Consider the following 16,310-nt stretch of genomic DNA (forward strand, 5'->3'; position numbering starts at 1 on the left):
TTCATCTCCCCTTGCGGGCGCGCCACAGCGCCGCCAGTCCCCGCCGGACGAGGGTGCGCACCTGCGCCAGCTCCTCGGGGGCGAGGGGGTGCTCCTCGTCCTGCTCCGCCTCGAACAGCGCTTCCGTCACGTATTCCTGGAGGGCATCCGGCGCGGGCGGCGCATCCGGTTCCCTGTCCAGGGCCCTGGCATCCACGGCCGAGAGCCCCGGCGGCCAGCCCAGCTCCAGCATGGCGTGCAGCTCGAAGAGCAGGTGGCGGGCGACCCCATAACCTTCGTCCGTGAGGCCAGCGGCGTCAAGCGCACCCAGCAGGCCGTCCTGCCGGTTCTCGTAGGCATGCATCAGCCGCGTGCGCGCCTTGTCGTCGTCCTCCAGATAACGCCAGGCGGCCTCCACGAATTCGCCCGTGGGCTCGTCAGGATGGAAGGGCGCGGGTGGCTGCAGCCGCTCCTTCTTCGGGCGCGGCGGGCGGGGGCCGTCCTCCAGCCGCACCGCCTTGCCCTCCAGCACCGCGTCCCAGAGGCCCAGCAGGTTCTGGTACAGGCGGCGCGCCACCTCCGGGTCCGGGAAGCGGGGCTCCCCCTCGAAGAGGGTGGGAATCACCTGGCTGGCATCGGCGCCTTCCGCGCGCGCCTCGCGCATGCGCTCGAGCACGTCGGCGGTGTCGCAGGGACTGCCAGACAGCTCCAGCAGTCCGTCGAGCGTCTGTGCACCCTCGAACTGGCGGACGAAGTCGGGGGCTCGGTTCTTGGAGCGGCTCATCGTGGAATGGACGGTAGGCACAAGGCGGGCATCCGCGCACGGGGCAATCACGCCGGAGCGTGCGTGGCTTCCGTTTCGGACGCGGCGCCCCTACTGTGCGGCAGTCATGGCCGTGGAAACCTCGTCCGACCCCTTGAAGTCCGCGATGCAGGAGCTCTACCGCGCCCGCGCGGTGGAAGGCCCGCTGGGGGAGAACGGCCTGCGCACCGTCTGGCACCTGTCCCCCCAGGGCGCGGAGCTGATGTCGCTGGTGGACGAGGACGGCCGGGTGCGCCGTCAGGAGCTGACGCTCCTGGATGAACACTGCATCTGGGCCAGCGGCCAGGGCGTGCGTACCGGCCGGGTGGAGGCGGGCGAGGCGCGGCCCGTGTCCACGGAGGTGCGCGCGGACCCGGAGCTGGTGCCGCAGCGGCTGGTGCGCGCCGCGCAGGCGCTCGCCACCTACGAGGACCAGGACCGTTACATCCTGCACATGCAGCGCGTGCTGGCGCTCGCTCGCGAGGGGCTGGAGATGTCCAGCGTCACGCCGTCGGAGCACCTGGTGAAGCCGCCGGGCCGCGACCCCGGCACTCGGGACACCGTCGCCACCCGGGCCGTGACCTTCACGCCGGTGGCGCCGCCTCCGCGCGAGGCCGCTCCGACCGCCGCTGCTTCAGCGCCCGCGCCGCAGGCGGCCCCGGAGCCGGAGCCCGTGCTCTTGCGGCACGGTCAGCCGCTGCCCAACGAGGTCCTGCCCCCGGTGGTGCGCAAGTCGGAGGGGCTGGTGATGGTGGCCGTCTTCGGCTTCTTCGTCGTGGTGGGGCTGATCATCCTGTTCGTGCTGTCTCGGGGAGGCTGAGCCGCAGGGGCGAGCGCTCGCCCATCAGGTGTGTCACGTCCGCGTCGGTGGGAACGGGGCCGGACGTCCTGCGGCCGGTGGTGACGCGCTCCGGGCCCAGCGTGGTGTGCAGCGGGTGCGCGTCCAGCAGCAACAGGACGGCCACTGCGGCGGTGAGCACCAGGCCGCCCACCCACTCCAGCGCGCGGGTCCGCCGGGCCTCCGCCGCGCGGTACGTCATCAGCCAGGCGAAGCCCAGCACCAGCAGGCAGGAGAAGCAGCTCCAGCGCACCGTGCGAAGCCGCGCCGCCTGCGCCATGCCCTCCGCCATCAGGTCCGGGCGGAGGTCGCCGGGAGCCCGTGACAGCCGTGACAGCAGCGTGAAGAGCTGGTGCGCCTCCAGCGTGGCCACCACCGCCATGCCCGCCAGCGCCGCGGACACCAGGCTGCCCAACAGCAGGCTGCGGCGCGTGTTGTCCTGCAACGCCCGCGCGGTGTTGTAGCGCGCCATGCCCAGCGCCACCGACAGCGCGCCCAGCAGCACCGCGCTCGTCCAGGCACCCAGCAGCCGGGGCGCCATCGCCTTGCCCAGCCCCGCCGTCAACGCGATGCCCGCGTCCGTGGCGGACACCATGGGCAGCGCCGCCTGCATCCGCTCCAGCGCCACCTCCGTGCCCAGAAGCCCCAGCGTCCACGGCACCGTCGCCATGCCCACCATCACCGCCAGCGGCACCGTGCGGCCCAGCAGCGTGGAGCCCGTCGCCAGCATCAGCAGGGGCACCTCCACCACCAGCGCCAGCACCAGCAATACGGAGAAGGGTCCCGCGGAGCTCACCACGCTCACCAGTCCGGCGGGACTGCCCAGGAGCACCGGCAGCGTGCCCCCCAGCATGCACACCGTGGTGGGGACGGCCAACGCCACGACGAACGGTCCGGGCGCGACGTGAGGTCTGACTGGAACAAGCATTTCCAGTGAGGATAGGGGGTCCGTGATTCCTTGTAATTCAGACGGGGGGACGGCCCACGAGCCAGTACACGACAGAGCAGACGGCGCCGGCCACGGGTGCCAGCACGATGCTCCAGAGAAGTGTCTGGCCGCAGTCCGCGCCCTCGCATCCGATGCGCCCGTAGGCGAGCACGCCGCCCGCGAGCATGGGCACGTGCATGCCCGCGATGAACAGGCCCAGCCCGCGCAGCACGAGCCCCCGATACCAGGGCCGCGTCCACAGCCGGAAGACGAACGGAACGAGCACCAGCGTGCCGGTGAACGCGGCGGCCAGCGTGAAGTGCCGGGCGGCCACCGCGACGCACGCGCCCGCGGCCAGGAGCAGGGCGGGCACCAGCAGGAGCGCGTTGAGCGACAGGGGCTCTCGTTCGCGGGGCGGCGTCTGAGGCATGGGCCAGGGCGGAAGGCTCGCAGGGCATGCCCGATCGCGCAAGGTCGGCAATGGCGTGGAGTGGCTGGGCACGGGGCCCATGAACACCCCTTCGCGAACGAAGACCATGGCCCCGCGGGGCGGCGTTCAGGCGGCGACGGCGCCTTCGCCCAACAGGCGCGCGTAGCGGCCCCGCAGCGCGAGCAACTGCTCGTGCGTGCCTGCCTCCACCACCTGTCCGCCCTCCACCACCGCGATGAGGTCCGCGTCGCGCACGGTGCTCAGCCGGTGCGCGATGACCAGCACCGTGCGGCCCTTCATCAGCGCCGCGAGCCCCGCGCCCACCGCCGCCTCGCTGGTGGCGTCCAGGGCGCTCGTGGGCTCATCCAGGAGCAGCAGTGACGGGCGGCGCAGGAAGGCGCGCGCCAGCGCCAGGCGCTGCCGTTGTCCGCCGGACAGCCGGCTGCCCCGCTCGCCCACGGGCTCATCCAGGCCGCCGGGCAGCGCCCGCACGAAGTCCTCCGCGTGCGCCAGCCGCAGCGCTTCCCACAGCGCGTCGTCCGTCGCGTCCGGCTGGCCCAGGCGCAGGTTGTGGCGCACGGTGCCGGAGAAGAGCACCGGCTCCTGCGGCACCCACGCCAGCTGCGCGCGCACGCTGGACGCCTTGAGCGAGGACAGCGGCACGCCGTCCCACTTCACCTCGCCGCCGCTCGGCGGCAGGAAGCCCAGGAGCACGGAGAACAGCGTCGTCTTGCCCGCGCCGGACGGGCCCACCAGCGCCACGCGCGCGCCCGCGGGAATCGTCAGGTCCACGCCCTTGAGGGCCTCGCGTCCGTCCGAGTAGGTGGCGCGCACGCCGGACAGCTCCAGGGCGCGCGACAGGGGCGGGGCCTCCGCGCCCACGTCCGGCGGCACCGGCGAGTCCGCGAGCGCGAACAGGCGCTCCGCCGCCGCCAGCCCCGTGAGCACCTGGGACAGCGTGCCGCTCAGCGACTTCACCGGCTGGTAGAGCAGGAGCGCCGCCGCCATGAAGGACAGGAGGCGCCCGGCCAGCGTCGGATCCATGGACACCGCGCGGGCGCCCCACGCCACCGCCACCGCCACGCCGACGATGCCCAAGAGCTCCACCGTGGGGCTGAAGGCGCCGCGGATGAAGAGCGAGCGGCGCATCTCCGCCAGGTACGCCTCGGCCTCCGCGTCGAACGACTCCAGCGCGCGGGGCACCGTGCCGTAGGCCTGCACCACGGGGAGGTTCTGCAACTGCTCGGCGGTGATGGCGCTGAGCGCGCCCAGGTTCGCCTGCGAGCGGGTGGCCACCTTCTTGAGCGACCGCGCGAAGCGGCTCACCGGCACCACCGTCACGGGCACGACGACGAACGTGAAGAGAAAGAGTTTCGCGTCGATGAGGAAGCAGGTCGCCAGCAGTGCGCAAATCTGCAGCCCATCCCTCACGTACGATGACAGCGCCTGGGTGACAGAGAACTCCACCAGGGGTACGTCCGAGGTGAACCGGGAGACAAGTTCGCCCGAGTGCCGCTGCTCGAAGAAAGATGGCGGCTGGGCGAGCAGCCGGCCGTAGAGAAAGCCCCTCAGGTCGGCCATCACCCGCTGGCCCAAGCGCTGCATCAGGCCGCCCTGGAGGAACTGGGCCGTGGCCTTCACCAACGCCACCGCGACGACCAGCAGGGGCAGCCGAGACAGCAGGGCCTCCGGCGCCAGGGTCATCCCCGCGACGGTGACGGGGGCGCCGGTGAGGACGGCGCGCAGCAGGGGCCCGACGATCCAGGCGTACGCGGCGGTGGCGGCAGCGGCGGTGAGCGAGGCCAGCGTGCCCGCGAGCAGCAACCGGCGGTAGGGGCGGAGGTAGCCCAGGAGCCGGCGATAGACGTGCGCGGAGGGACGGGGTGCCACGGAGGGGGCGCACTCTGTCACCGAGGCGACGGTGCCGTCCAAGCCAAAGGGACGTGGGAAGCGCGCGTGCATGGCCGCCCGCCCCACGGCCGGTCAGGGAGCGCTCGCGCCCGCCTGCGTTGCCGCATCCCACACACGCGGACAGCTTGAGATGCGCCATGGAAACCAACTCCGAGAAAGAAGTCCTGTTCAATCCCGGCTGCGAGTCGGTCGTGGATGATGAAGAGCGCCGCCGTCTGCTCTGGCTGATGGCCGAGTACTTCCGCACCATCGGCTACTCGGACATCAAGGCCCGCCTCCCTGGCTTCATGCCGCCGCCCGTGCTCTCCGGCACCATTGAAGACCACCGGCCGGACTTCACGTGTCGCCAGTCCGACTCCGCCCGCACGCCCATCATCCTGGAGATCGTCACCCCGGGCATGGTGGATGATCCGACCGCGGAGAACCGCTGGAGCCTGCTGGCGAGCGCCGCGAAGCTCTACAACGCGGAACTGCACTTCGTGGTCCCCAAGTGGTCCATGAACGGCCCCGTGGACCCGGCCCTCAAGCGCCGGCTCGCTCGCATGGAGCTGACGGTCAACCGCGTCTGGACCGTGTAGCGCACAACCCCTGCTTCACGAAGGGTTGGACCCGGGCCTGGATTGCTGGCGTGTTTCGCTGCGTTATAGTGACTCCGATTCTCTACGCAGCTTGAAAACGCCAGCAAATTCCAGGGGTTCGATTCGATGGCAGGGGCCGCAGGGCAGAAGCGCGACTACTACGAGGTCCTGGGCGTCCAGAAGAACGTTACGGCGCAGGACCTGAAAAGCGCGTTCCGGAAGGTCGCGTTGCAGTACCACCCGGACCGCAACCCCGGGAACCACGAGGCCGAGGAGAAGTTCAAGGAGGCCTCGGAGGCCTATGAGGTCCTGAGCGATCCGGACCGGCGCACGAAGTACGACCGCTTTGGACACGCGGGCAACCCCTTCGGGGACGCGGGCGGCGGCTTCCAGGGCGTCAACATCAACGACATCTTCGGGGAGATCTTCGGCGACATCTTCGGGGGTGGCGGTGGTCGTGGCCGGCAGCGTCAGAGCCGGGGCGCGGACCTGCGCTACAACCTGGAGATCAGCTTCGAGGAGGCGGCCTTCGGCTGCCGCCCGAAGGTGACCATCCCCCGTCCGAAGAAGTGCGAGACCTGCTCCGGCTCTGGCAGCAAGAGCGGCGCGGCGCCCCGGCAGTGCGCGGCGTGCGGCGGCAGCGGGGAGCTGCGCTACTCGCAGGGCTTCTTCGCGGTGTCCCGTCCGTGCGGTGACTGCGGCGGCTCGGGCGCGACCATCCCGGATCCGTGCGCCAAGTGCCGGGGCTCCGGGAAGACGCCGTCCGAAGAGGTCATCGAGGTCGCCATCCCGGGCGGCGTGGACAACGGCACGCGCGTGCGCCTGGCGGGCATGGGTGAGCCGGGAGACCGGGGCGCGCCCGCGGGCGACCTGTACGTGACGGTCATCGTGCGCGAGCACCCGCTCTTCCAGCGCGAGGAGTACGAGGTCTTCTGCGAGGTGCCGGTGTCCTTCACGCAGGCGGCGCTGGGCGCGAAGATCGACGTGCCCACGCTGGACGGCAAGGTGAAGATGACCATCCCGGCCGGCACGCAGTCCGGCAAGGTGTTCCGCCTGCGCGGCAAGGGCATCCCGCACCTGCACAGCCAGCAGCGCGGGGACCAGCACGTGCGCGTCATCATCGAAACGCCCACGGAGCTGTCCTCCAAGCAGCGCGAGCTGCTGGAGCGCTTCGCGGAGGTGTCCGGCGAGGAGACCCATCCCCAGTCGAAGTCCTTCTTCGACAAGGTGAAGGAGCTCTTCGGCTAGCTGGCCGGGCGTGCGTCCCGGGCCGCGCTTCAGGCGTGGCTCCGGGGCCGCACGAAGCGGGGGGAGGGCAGGGGCTCCCCTCGGTGACGCACGCGGGCATGCGCGGTGCATTGAAGCGGACGTTCCAGGGGAATCTTCCCCCCGCTCAAGTGTCGACGGAGCCGCACCCGCGCTGCTATGCACTTCGCCATGGAAGTCCTCTCCGCATCGCGCCGCGCGCTCGTCGCCGCGCTGGCCCTGACGTTGACCGCCTGCCCCAAGACGCCTTCCCGCACCGACAGCCGGGACGACACCTCCGGGGGAGACTCCACCCAGCCCAACCGCCCGCGCGTGGAGGTGAAGCAGGACGCCACCGCGAACGCCGCGCTCGCGCAGGCCCGCACCCAGGCGCAGGCGAACCCGGACAAGAAGCAGGCCGCGGAGGCCTACCTGTCCGTGCGCAAGGCGTACCCCGCCACCACCGCCGGCCAGGACGCGCTCTACAACGCGGGCGTCCTCTATTTCGAAGCGAAGGACTACGCGAACGCGCGCAAGACCTTCAACGAGCTGCTCTTCGAGAACCCCCTCCACGCCCAGGCCGAGGACGCCAAGCACAAGCTGGCCGTCTCCGCCATGGAGGTGGGCGCCTACCGCGACGCGTACCAGACGCTCACCAGCCTGGCCGAGCGCGCCGAGGGTGCCGAGAAGGAGCAGCTCCTGAAGGAGGCCGCGCGCGCGGCGGAGGGCGCGGGCCTGTACACGCAGGCGCTGTCGTCCGCCGTGAAAGAGGCGGGCGACGCGCGGACGGATGAGGAGAAGGCCGCCGCGGTGAAGAAGGTGGAGCAGCTGGTGGAGGGCCGCGCCAGCTTCCTCGACATCGCCCGCGTGCAGGAGGGGCTGTCCACGTCCAACCCCGCCTGGCCGGTGCTCCAGTTCAAGCTGGCGCGCATCTACTACCACCTGCGTGACTGGACCCGCCTGGAGGAGACGCTTCAGACGTACCTGCGCGAGGCGCCCAACAGCACCTTCGCGCCGCAGGCCAAGGAGCTGCTCGCGCGCGCCACCCGCCGCGTGGAGGTGCGTCCGCGCACCGTGGCGGTGCTCCTGCCCATGACGGGCCGCTACCAGCCCATTGGCGAGGCGGTGCTGCGCGGCGTGAAGCTGGGCCTGCAGGGCAGCGACATCGAGCTGGTGGTGAAGGACACGCAGGGCGACGTCAACAAGACGGGCACGGCGATGGAGCAGCTCGCGTTCGACGACGGCGCCATCGCGGCCCTGGGCCCGCTCTTGGTGGACGACACCAAGCGCGCGGCGCTGCTCGCGGAAGAGCTCCAGGTGCCGCTGCTGACGATGAGCCGTCAGGAGGGCGTCACGGACATTGGCCCGTACGTCTTCCGCAACATGCTGACGAACTCCGCGCAGGCGCGCGCCATCGCGGACTACGCGATGAACGTGAAGGGCTACAAGCGCTTCGCGGTGCTCTACCCGAACATCCCCTACGGTGTGGAGCTGGCGAACGAGTTCTGGGACGACGTGGTGTCGCGCGGCGGCGCGGTGCGCGGCGCGGAGTCGTACTCCTACGACCAGACCACGTTCACCAGCGAGGCCAAGCGCCTGGTGGGCCGCTACTACCTGGAGGACCGCGGCGACTGGGCGGAGGCCGTGCGCGACGTGCAGGGCGAGAACATCACGGACGCGTACCGCCGCCGCAAGGCCATGGAGAAGGCGAAGAGCGGCGTGGAGCCCATCATCGACTTCGAGGGGCTCTTCATCCCGGACGACTGGCGCCGGGTGAGCCTGGTGACGCCCGCGCTCGCGGTGGAGGACATCGTCACCAACGCGTGCGACCCGCGCGACCTGGAGCGCATCCGCAAGACGACGGGCAAGAAGGACCTGAAGACCGTCACGCTCTTCGGCACCAACCAGTGGTCCAGCCCCAAGGGCCGCTCGGGCCTGCCGGAATTGCTGGAGCGCGGTGGCAAGTTCGTCACCTGCTCGGTGTACGTGGACGGCTTCTTCGTGGACTCGCAGCGGCCGGCCACGCAGAAGTTCGTGAAGAGCTACCGCGACGCGTACAAGGAGACGGGCCGCGACCCGGGCCTGCTGGAGGCCATCGGTTACGACTCGGCGCGCATGGTGCGGCAGGTGCTGGACAAGCAGCGCCCCAACACGCGCGCGGCCATGCGCGAGGCGCTGGCGGGGCTGAAGGACTTCGACGGCGCCACCGGCCGCACCTCGTTCAACGACAAGCGTGAAGCGGACAAGCAGCTGTTCCTGCTGTCCGTGGACAACAAGGGCGTGAACGAGATCAACGTGGACAAGGAGAAGGCCGCCGTCCGCGGCTCGGGTTCATGAGCCCGCGCACCGGGGGCTTCGTCCTCGCGGGCGTGCTGTCGCTCACGGGCTGCGCGCACACGTCCGTGGGCCTGGCGCCGGACACGCGCGGCCGGTTGGAGTCCACCGCCGGAGGCTTCCTCTCCGGCGCGGTGGAGGGCTTCGACGGCGAGCCCACCGTGCTCAACCGCAAGGACTTCATCTGGGCGCTGGACTTCGCGCCGCGCGGCCAGCGCGTGGCGTACACGCGCCTGGGCGACAAGGCGTACCACGTGTCCATCTGGGACCTGGCGCCCGCGCCGGCGAAGCCCGGTGAAGCCAGCGCGCCGGTGATGCGCGCGGATCCCTCGGTCAACGCGCAGCAGTACGACCTGGAGGGCGTGGCCTTCTCTCCGGACGGCTCTCGCGTGGCCACGGTGAGCCGCAGCGGCGCGGTGCAGCTCTTCGACGCGGCGACGGGCTCGCAGGTGGGGGCGCTCGCCACGGAGGAGCCGCTGGTGTCGGTGGCCTTCCATCCGGATGGCCGGTGGCTGGCGGTGGGCAGCGCGCAGGGGCTGGTGTCCCTGCTGTCCGTGCCGGAGCTTTCCTTCGGCGCGGAGGCGCGGCTGCACGCGGGGCCGGTGAGCGCGCTGGCGTTCGCGGCGGACGGGACGCTGTATTCGGGCGGCTGGGACGGGCACGTGCGCGCGTCGGACACGCCGGAGCAGACGCTGAAGCCGGACGTGGCGCGCACGCACTTCGAGCGGCGCGGCGGTTTCGCGGCGGTGCAGGGCCGCGTGGACAGCGGACCGCCGGTGGTGCTGGCGCTGGACTCGCGCACGCCGGTGGTGGTGCTCACCACGGCGGCGGCGACGGCGTCCGGTATCGACGTGGCATTCCTGAAGGACACCGTCACCGTGCCGGGTGCGCTGGGCAACACCGTGGCGCGGCTGTCGCGCGGGCGCACGCTGCGCTTCAAGCAGCTGACGCTGCCGGGCGTGGACGTGGCGGTGTGCGACGCGTGCGTGCCTCAGGGCAGCCAGGGCGTGCTGGGCGCGCCCTTCGCCGAGCGCGTGGACACGGTCTTCGACGAGACGACGGCGGAAGCCGTGCTCACGCTCAAGGGCGGCGCTCCGGAAGGGACGGCCACGGCGACGGCGCGGGCGCTCACGCCGAAGCGGGACTTCACCTTCCCGGCGCACGTCAACGACGTCACGGTGGACGCGCGGGGCCAGCGGCTGGGCGTGGCCTTCAGCCAGGAGAAGGCGGAGCGCAACCGCACGGTGTACGAGCGCGAGCGCAAGGGCATCCAGGAGCCCCAGGGCCCGTGGAACGCGGGCGCGCTGGTGGACGCGGCCTCCGGGCAGGTGCTGCGCAAGTGGGAGCTGCACCACGGCGTGGTGTCCACCGCGGCCATCGCGCCGGATGGGCGCTCGCTGGCGTCGGGCGGATGGGACCGGCGCGTGTATCTCTTCGCCGAGGGCTCGCCGGACGCGAAGGGCGAGCTGGAGTTTGGCTGGTCCGTGCGGCGCGTGCGCTTCTCCCCGGAGGGGCACCAGCTGGGCGTGGCCGCGTGGACGCCGCAGAAGGCCACCGGCAGCCAGGAGAGTGACCCGGCGGCGGTGGTGGTGGACGTGCGCTATGCGTCCCCCACCGTGGAGACGCGCGCGGCTCAGTAGTTGAGGAACACGGCGCTGCGCGGAACGCCGCGCTGGGCCAGCTGGGCCATCACGTCCTGCACCATGTCCGAGGGGCCGCACACGAAGGCGATGGCGTGCTCCAGCGGCTCCTCGCCCAGGTGGGACTGCACGTAGCCGGTGAGGCCCTGCCAGCCGCTGGCGCCGGGGCGGCTCACGGTGCACAGCACGCGCACGCCGTCCTCCATCCACTGCTGCAACTCATGCCGGTACGCGAAGCCGCCCGCCGTGCGCGCGCCGAAGTACAGCGTCACCCGGCCATACGCGCCGCGGTCCTGGCGCACGGCGGCGATGACGGGGCGGATGGCGGAGATGCCGGAGCCGCTGGCGAACAGCAGCAGGTCTCGGCCGCGCGCCTTCTCCATGGGGAAGCCGGGGCCCGCCGGACGCGTCACCTCCACCCGCGCGCCCAGGGGCAGGTGCAGGAGCGCGGACGGCAGTGAGCCTTCGTCCTTGAGGAGGAACTCCCACCGCGTGCCGCCAGGAGCGGGCGGCGAGGCGATGGCGAACATGCCCGGCTGCCCACCGGGAAGGCGCAGCTGGACGTACTGCCCCGGGTGGGCGTGCGAACCCACGAGCGGCGTGCCGCCGATGTCGAGCACCCAGTCGGTGAGGCCATCCGCCGAGGGGGTGCGGGCGGTGACGGTGGCGGTGTGCCAGTCGCTCATGGGGGACTTTCTAACCCGTCCTCCTGGCGCGTGCCTGCCCTGCTAGAGTCATGCCCGTGAAGACTGTGTTCTGGCTGTTCATGTTCCTCGTCGGTCTGGCCGGCGTGGTGATTCCGATCACGTACCTCTACACGGCCAGCAAGCTGCCGCGGCTGGAGAGCGAGTTCGACGTCGAGAGCCAGCTGCGCCATCGCATCGAAGGCGACCGGATGAGCGTCCTGGCCGGCCGGATGGACCAGGGCATCCGGGAGCGCTCGTCGGTGACGTTCACGCGGCCGGACTTCTCGCGGATGCCCAAGGACCTGGTGGCGCTCTACATCCGCCAGATGGAGTGCCCCACCTACTTCCAGACGCCGCGCGAGGATGGCCGCGCGTGGGCGTGGCGCCTGTTCGCCGGTGTGACGCTGGGCACGGCGCCCCCGGGGGACGGGGCCTGCGAGCGGCGGCTGGCCATGCGCATCGCGCGGGAGATGGGCATCGAGGGGGACCTGCAGCTGTCCGTGGCCGCGCACCGGCTGCACGCGTTCTTCCAGAAGGACCAGCTCGTCGCGTACGACCTGTCCATCATCCGCTTCGAGCGCGGCGTCGTGGGCGTGGAGGACGCGGCCCGCAAGCTGTTCAACCGCGAGCTGGGGGAGCTCCAGTTGTCGGAGCTGGCGGAGCTGCAGTTGGCGCTGCCGCCGTACGGGTATTACGGCGACATCAAGGCGTGCAAGAACGCGAGCCTCATCCGGCAGAACCGCGACCTGCTGCTGCAGGACCTGGCGGGCTACGCGCTGGTGAGCGAGGAGCGCGCGCGCAACGCCATCGCGCAGCCGGTGGCGTGCACGTCGGTGAAGTAGCGGGCGCTCAGCGCCGGACCTCCGCGGGCACCTGCGGAAGCCAGCCCACCTCCAGCGCGCCCCACAGGCCCAGCAGGATGGCCTCCGCGGCGTCGTGGCGCAGCGAGGTGGGGCGGGGCGCGTGGGACCAGTCGATGACCCTCCGCGCGAGCGTGTCCGCGGCGTCCTTGGCCTGAGAGCCGCTGCGCTGCTCCCGCGCGTAGAGCAGCCGGTGGCGCCAGTCCTCCGCGGCCACGCGAAGCACGGGCAGGGCGCGCCGCAGGGCCTCGCGCTCCCAGACGTCCGCGATGGGGCCACCGCCCTCCAGCACGAGCCACGCGAGCGGGGAGGCGTCCTGGAGCACGGCGGGCACCGCGCGCTTGAGCCGCGCGTGCGTGCCGAGGTTCTGCGAGCGGTACCACTGCAGCCGCCCGTCCGCGCCGAAGCGCGCGAGCCCGCAGCGCAGGCCCAGGTCCACCGCGAGCAGCGCAGGACCTGGGGGCGCGGTCATGGCGAGGGCTACTTGAGGTACTGCTGCTTCCAGCCGCGGAGTTCGCTGAGGATCTCCGTGCGGCCCGCCGCGTCGTCCGCGTTCTCCAGCCGCTTCAGTTGCCGGTCCAGGTAGTTGCGCGCGGCCTGCCGGGTGAGCCCCTTGTGGACCTTGTTGTCGGCGTACAGGGGGCTGCTCTCGACCTGGCTCACGGCGGCCATGATTTGATCCCGCACGGCGGACTCGCTCGCGGACTCCGTGCGCTTGGGCGCGGGCGCCGGGACGTCGCGGACGGGCTTCGCGGCGGCCTTGGCGACGACCGGCGGCTCTTGCTTCACCGGCGGGGGCGGCTCGGCGACGGGCTCGGGAGCCGGCTCCTGCACGGGCGCGGCGACGACCTCTGGCGCGGGAGGCGGCGGAGGTTCGGCCTTCGGCGCGGGAGGCGGCGTCGGGGCCGTGGCGACGGCGGGCGGAGGCGTCTCACCGCCGCGCGTGGCGACGACCACGCCCACGGCGGCGAACAGCACGGCCGCGCCCACGGCGATGGGCACCAGGCGGCGCAGGGAGGACGTCTCCTCCTGCGGCACCAGCAGGTCGTCCGGCGGGAGGGGCGGCGGCACCTGGGTGGTGGGGCGGCGCGCGTCCGCGTCGCTGACGACGACCGCCGCGGCGGGGGCGGGCTTGGGCGGCGCCGAGGCCTCGACGGGGGCGGGCGCGGTGGGGTTGGTGCGCGTGGCGCGCAGGGTGCGGCGCAGCTTGGCCAGGTGCTGACGCAGGGGATCCGCGGAGTTGGGGCGCGTCTCCGGGTCCTTGGTGAGCATCTGCAGGATGAAGGCGTCCACGGCGGGCGGCAGGTCGGGGACGAACTCCGACGGCCGGGGAGGGCGCGCCTCCACGTGCTTCATGAGCAGGTCCACCGGGGAGCTGCCGATGAAGGGCAGCCGGCCGGTGACGATTTCGAAGGTGACGACGCCCATGGCGTACAGGTCCGTCATGGGGCCCACGGACTGGCCGCGGGCCTGCTCGGGCGCCATGTACTCCGGAGTGCCGACGACCATGTCGGTGCGCGTCTGCGCGGTGCGGCCGGTGGGGCCTTCGCCGCGCTTGGCGAGCCCGAAGTCCAGCAGCTTCACGTAGCGCGAGCCGTCCGGCTGGCGCACGAGGAAGATGTTGCTGGGCTTCAGGTCGCGGTGCACCACGCCCGCGCCGTGCGCGGCGCCCAGGGCGGCGAGCACCTCATCCAGGAGGGACAGGGCCTCCGGGACGGGGAGGCGGCCCTTCTCCGCGAGGATGGCGTCCAGCGGCTGGCCTTCCAGGTACTCCATGACGATGTACTGGCGACCGTCCGGGAGCTGGCCGAAGCCGAAGATGTCGATGATGCCGCGGTGGCGGATGGCGTTGACGGCGCGGGCCTCCGCGAGGAGGCGGGCCACCTGTTCGGACGAGTGCGCCAGTTCGGGGCGCAGCACCTTCACGGCGACGCGCTTGCCGATGAGGGGCTGGATGCCCTCGTAGACGAGCCCCATGCCGCCCACGCCGATGCGTGCGCGCAGCTCGTACTCGCCCAGCTTCAGGCCGATGAGGGGGTCGGTGATGGCGGTCGCTTCGGTACCGGGGTGCTCCACGATGACCTTCGGTTCCGGTGGAGTCGGCTGGAACGACGACAGCACGACGGTGCCATCGCGAGGGCACACCGCCGTCTCGGACGGAACGGTGAGGCCGCAGGTTTCGCAGATCAGCTCGGAAGACATCTCCACCACGGGGGAGCGTAACAGGTGAAATCCCGGGAAGCGAAGTCAGGGCCCGGGGGACGCCGGGCAAGCAAACAGGCACCTGCCCCCGGGTCGCGTTTTCTCACCCACTGGTGTCACCCAGCGGGCGATGCAGTGAGTCAGGGCGTTGCCGAGAGGAAGTCACAATCCACGAAGGCGCGTGACTCCCCAGGGACGCCTGCGATGCCTCCATCCGCCTGTCCACCCGCGCCTCCCTGACCCGGCTGCAGCTCTGGGGCAGGATTCACCGTTCCCTTTGCGCTCTGGCACCAGATTGCGACCGATGGGCCGCCACCTCCACCACCGCCCCGGCCACCGTTACCGCCGTTGCCACCACGACCGCCCCTGCCTCCAGCCCCGCTGATGCTGGTGTATTCCGTCGATGTGGAGCTCGGAACGCCGGAGACAACTCGATTGGAAGTGCCACCGGAGCCACCCGCTCCACCCTGACCTCCCTTTCCACCCTCGCCGCCAGGGCCTCCGGCTCCGCCGCCCCGGGTGCGAAGCGTGGAGGAGCCTTCGAAGGCCACCTGCGAGTCAATCACCAGCACTGCGATGGATGCGCCGCCACCCCCGCCGCCTTCACCGCCCATGGCCCCGCAGCCACCGCCACCCCCGCCGCCGCCTCCTCCTCCACTGGCGACTTGATCTGCGGCCGGGGGCAGGTTGCAGCTACCGCCGCCACCACCCCCGCCGCCGCCGCGACCTGATAGGCCAGGCTTCCCGGTGGCCCCCGTCTGGTCCGCCTGCCAGCTTCCGTTGCGCAGCCCGCCCATTCCGCTACCGCCGTCTGCGTCAGTTCCTGCGTCGCCGTCGGCGCCGCGAACGCCCGCGAGCCCATCGGAGCTCGTGCAGGCGCAATACATGGTTGGCGAGGAACAGGTATCGGGCGTCTGGGGACCGCCGTCTCCTCCACGCGTGTCGGGCTCGCCCGCGTCTCCCGGGTCGCCTCCCTTCCTTTCGTAACCGTTGCCGCCCGGTCCCCCTTGTAGGCGGTTGCTCCGACGCACGTCGCGCCTCCGCCCTCGCCACCAACGCGGGTGTTTACGCCTCCGTTCCTGCCATCACCGCCGTCCATGCCCGAAGCGGCTGGGCCAGGCGCTTCACCGGGTCTTCCAGGCCCCCCGAGTCCTGCCTCGATCTGGACGCCATGGAGCCGGACGCTGGCTTGTTCCAGGACTCGCAGCGCGATGGACGGCCCACCCACTTCGCTCGCATCTGCGGATGCGATCTGGACGCTGTCCAGCAGCACGCCTGTAGCCGTGGCCGTGCGCACCGTGAACGCCAGCGCACCTCCAGTCACCAGCGTGGGCGTGGTGCTCTTGAATCGGCTCCAGTACCGGTCCATGCCGTTCCACTGGTAACCGCCGTGCAGCGACACCGGCATGGTCACCACGGTCTCCGGTTCGCCGTACGTCCCAACGCCCAGGTACACATGCGTGCGCGTCGAGTTGGGGCCTGCGGCCTGGATCAACTCCAACGCCTTGCGCAGGGTTTGCAGCGGGGCTTCGTTGGTGCCGTCCTGCGAGTCACTGCCACGCACCGGATCCACGAAGTATCCGTCCGTCGCCACGCCGTCCACGCCGTCGCAGTTCAAGTCCCGGCCTTCGGGGTCGGGCTCGTCCTCGTTGGAGACGAAGGTGCAGGTGGGCTCCACCTCACCGCCGTCACCCGCATCTCCCGCGTCCACGCCGCCATCGGTCCCGGCATCCTCGGTCACCTGCGGTCCGCAGCGGCCCTCGTCCTCACAGTTTTCAAAGGCCGCGTCGAAGTTGCTGCAACCGCCCGCGCTGAGCACCGCACCGAACACCGCGCCCAGCGCGCCGACCTTCCAGAGGTTCCGCATGGCTTTCCCC

General features: G+C 71.6%; 14 protein-coding genes. 6 read left to right on the forward strand and 8 right to left on the reverse strand.

Translation table 11 applies throughout. The annotated features are described in order from the left end of the window. Position 1 precedes the first annotated feature (1 nt). Positions 2–763 carry a hypothetical protein gene (locus ACX114_RS03230; protein WP_459294589.1) on the reverse strand — a complete coding sequence of 254 codons (762 nt, stop codon included), beginning with the start codon at positions 761–763 and terminating at the stop codon, positions 2–4. Positions 764–869: 106 nt separating this feature from the next. On the opposite strand from ACX114_RS03230, the gene ACX114_RS03235 reads away from it, so the two are divergent. Continuing rightward, positions 870–1,601, forward strand: a complete 732-nt coding sequence (locus tag ACX114_RS03235) for a hypothetical protein (protein WP_459294591.1) — start codon at positions 870–872, stop codon at positions 1,599–1,601. Here ACX114_RS03235 and ACX114_RS03240 read toward each other — a convergent pair. The 3 genes from ACX114_RS03240 to ACX114_RS03250 form a co-directional block, all read right to left on the reverse strand. After that, on the reverse strand, positions 1,570–2,502 hold the full coding sequence (locus ACX114_RS03240; RefSeq protein ID WP_459294593.1) for a hypothetical protein: 933 nt from the start codon (positions 2,500–2,502) through the stop codon (positions 1,570–1,572). The genes ACX114_RS03235 and ACX114_RS03240 overlap by 32 nt on opposite strands. 82 nt (positions 2,503–2,584) lie before the next feature. Next, positions 2,585–2,977, reverse strand: a complete 393-nt coding sequence (locus tag ACX114_RS03245; RefSeq protein WP_459294595.1) for a hypothetical protein — start codon at positions 2,975–2,977, stop codon at positions 2,585–2,587. A gap of 126 nt (positions 2,978–3,103) precedes the next feature. After that, positions 3,104–4,867 carry an ABC transporter ATP-binding protein gene (locus tag ACX114_RS03250; RefSeq protein ID WP_459294597.1) on the reverse strand — a complete coding sequence of 588 codons (1,764 nt, stop codon included), beginning with the start codon at positions 4,865–4,867 and terminating at the stop codon, positions 3,104–3,106. A gap of 158 nt (positions 4,868–5,025) precedes the next feature. Between ACX114_RS03250 and ACX114_RS03255 the strand changes: the two genes are divergently transcribed. From ACX114_RS03255 to ACX114_RS03270, 4 genes are all read left to right on the forward strand, one after another. Beyond that, a complete protein-coding gene (locus ACX114_RS03255; RefSeq protein WP_014393482.1) occupies positions 5,026–5,466 on the forward strand; it encodes a hypothetical protein in 441 nt (146 codons plus the stop codon). Positions 5,467–5,592: 126 nt separating this feature from the next. Then, positions 5,593–6,714: a molecular chaperone DnaJ gene (gene dnaJ, locus ACX114_RS03260; protein WP_014393483.1), complete on the forward strand. Its 1,122-nt coding sequence runs from the start codon at positions 5,593–5,595 to the stop codon at positions 6,712–6,714. Between the two features lie 189 nt (positions 6,715–6,903). Then, positions 6,904–9,048 carry a penicillin-binding protein activator gene (locus ACX114_RS03265; RefSeq protein WP_459294599.1) on the forward strand — a complete coding sequence of 715 codons (2,145 nt, stop codon included), beginning with the start codon at positions 6,904–6,906 and terminating at the stop codon, positions 9,046–9,048. Further along, on the forward strand, positions 9,045–10,685 hold the full coding sequence (locus ACX114_RS03270; RefSeq protein WP_459294601.1) for a WD40 repeat domain-containing protein: 1,641 nt from the start codon (positions 9,045–9,047) through the stop codon (positions 10,683–10,685). Before ACX114_RS03265 ends, ACX114_RS03270 begins: the two co-directional genes overlap by 4 nt. On the opposite strand, the gene ACX114_RS03275 is transcribed toward ACX114_RS03270, so the two are convergent. Further along, complete coding sequence (locus ACX114_RS03275; protein WP_459294603.1) at positions 10,679–11,371, reverse strand: ferredoxin reductase domain-containing protein; 693 nt, start codon at positions 11,369–11,371, stop codon at positions 10,679–10,681. The two genes, ACX114_RS03270 and ACX114_RS03275, sit on opposite strands and share 7 nt — an antisense overlap. 50 nt (positions 11,372–11,421) lie before the next feature. Here ACX114_RS03275 and ACX114_RS03280 point away from each other — a divergent pair, with 50 nt between their 5' ends. Beyond that, entirely contained in the window at positions 11,422–12,213 is a 792-nt protein-coding gene (locus tag ACX114_RS03280; RefSeq protein WP_459294605.1) for a transglycosylase domain-containing protein, read from the forward strand. A gap of 7 nt (positions 12,214–12,220) precedes the next feature. On the opposite strand, the gene ACX114_RS03285 is transcribed toward ACX114_RS03280, so the two are convergent. The 3 genes from ACX114_RS03285 to ACX114_RS03295 form a co-directional block, all read right to left on the reverse strand. Next, positions 12,221–12,703 (reverse strand): hypothetical protein, encoded by a 483-nt coding sequence (locus tag ACX114_RS03285; protein WP_459294607.1) that lies wholly within the window; start codon positions 12,701–12,703, stop codon positions 12,221–12,223. Between the two features lie 8 nt (positions 12,704–12,711). Then, a complete protein-coding gene (locus ACX114_RS03290; RefSeq protein WP_459294609.1) occupies positions 12,712–14,433 on the reverse strand; it encodes a serine/threonine-protein kinase in 1,722 nt (573 codons plus the stop codon). A 562-nt stretch (positions 14,434–14,995) separates the two neighbouring features. Next, complete coding sequence (locus ACX114_RS03295; RefSeq protein ID WP_459294611.1) at positions 14,996–16,300, reverse strand: hypothetical protein; 1,305 nt, start codon at positions 16,298–16,300, stop codon at positions 14,996–14,998. Between the last annotated feature and the right edge of the window lie 10 nt (positions 16,301–16,310).

Source organism: Corallococcus sp. M7, assembly GCF_054512695.1.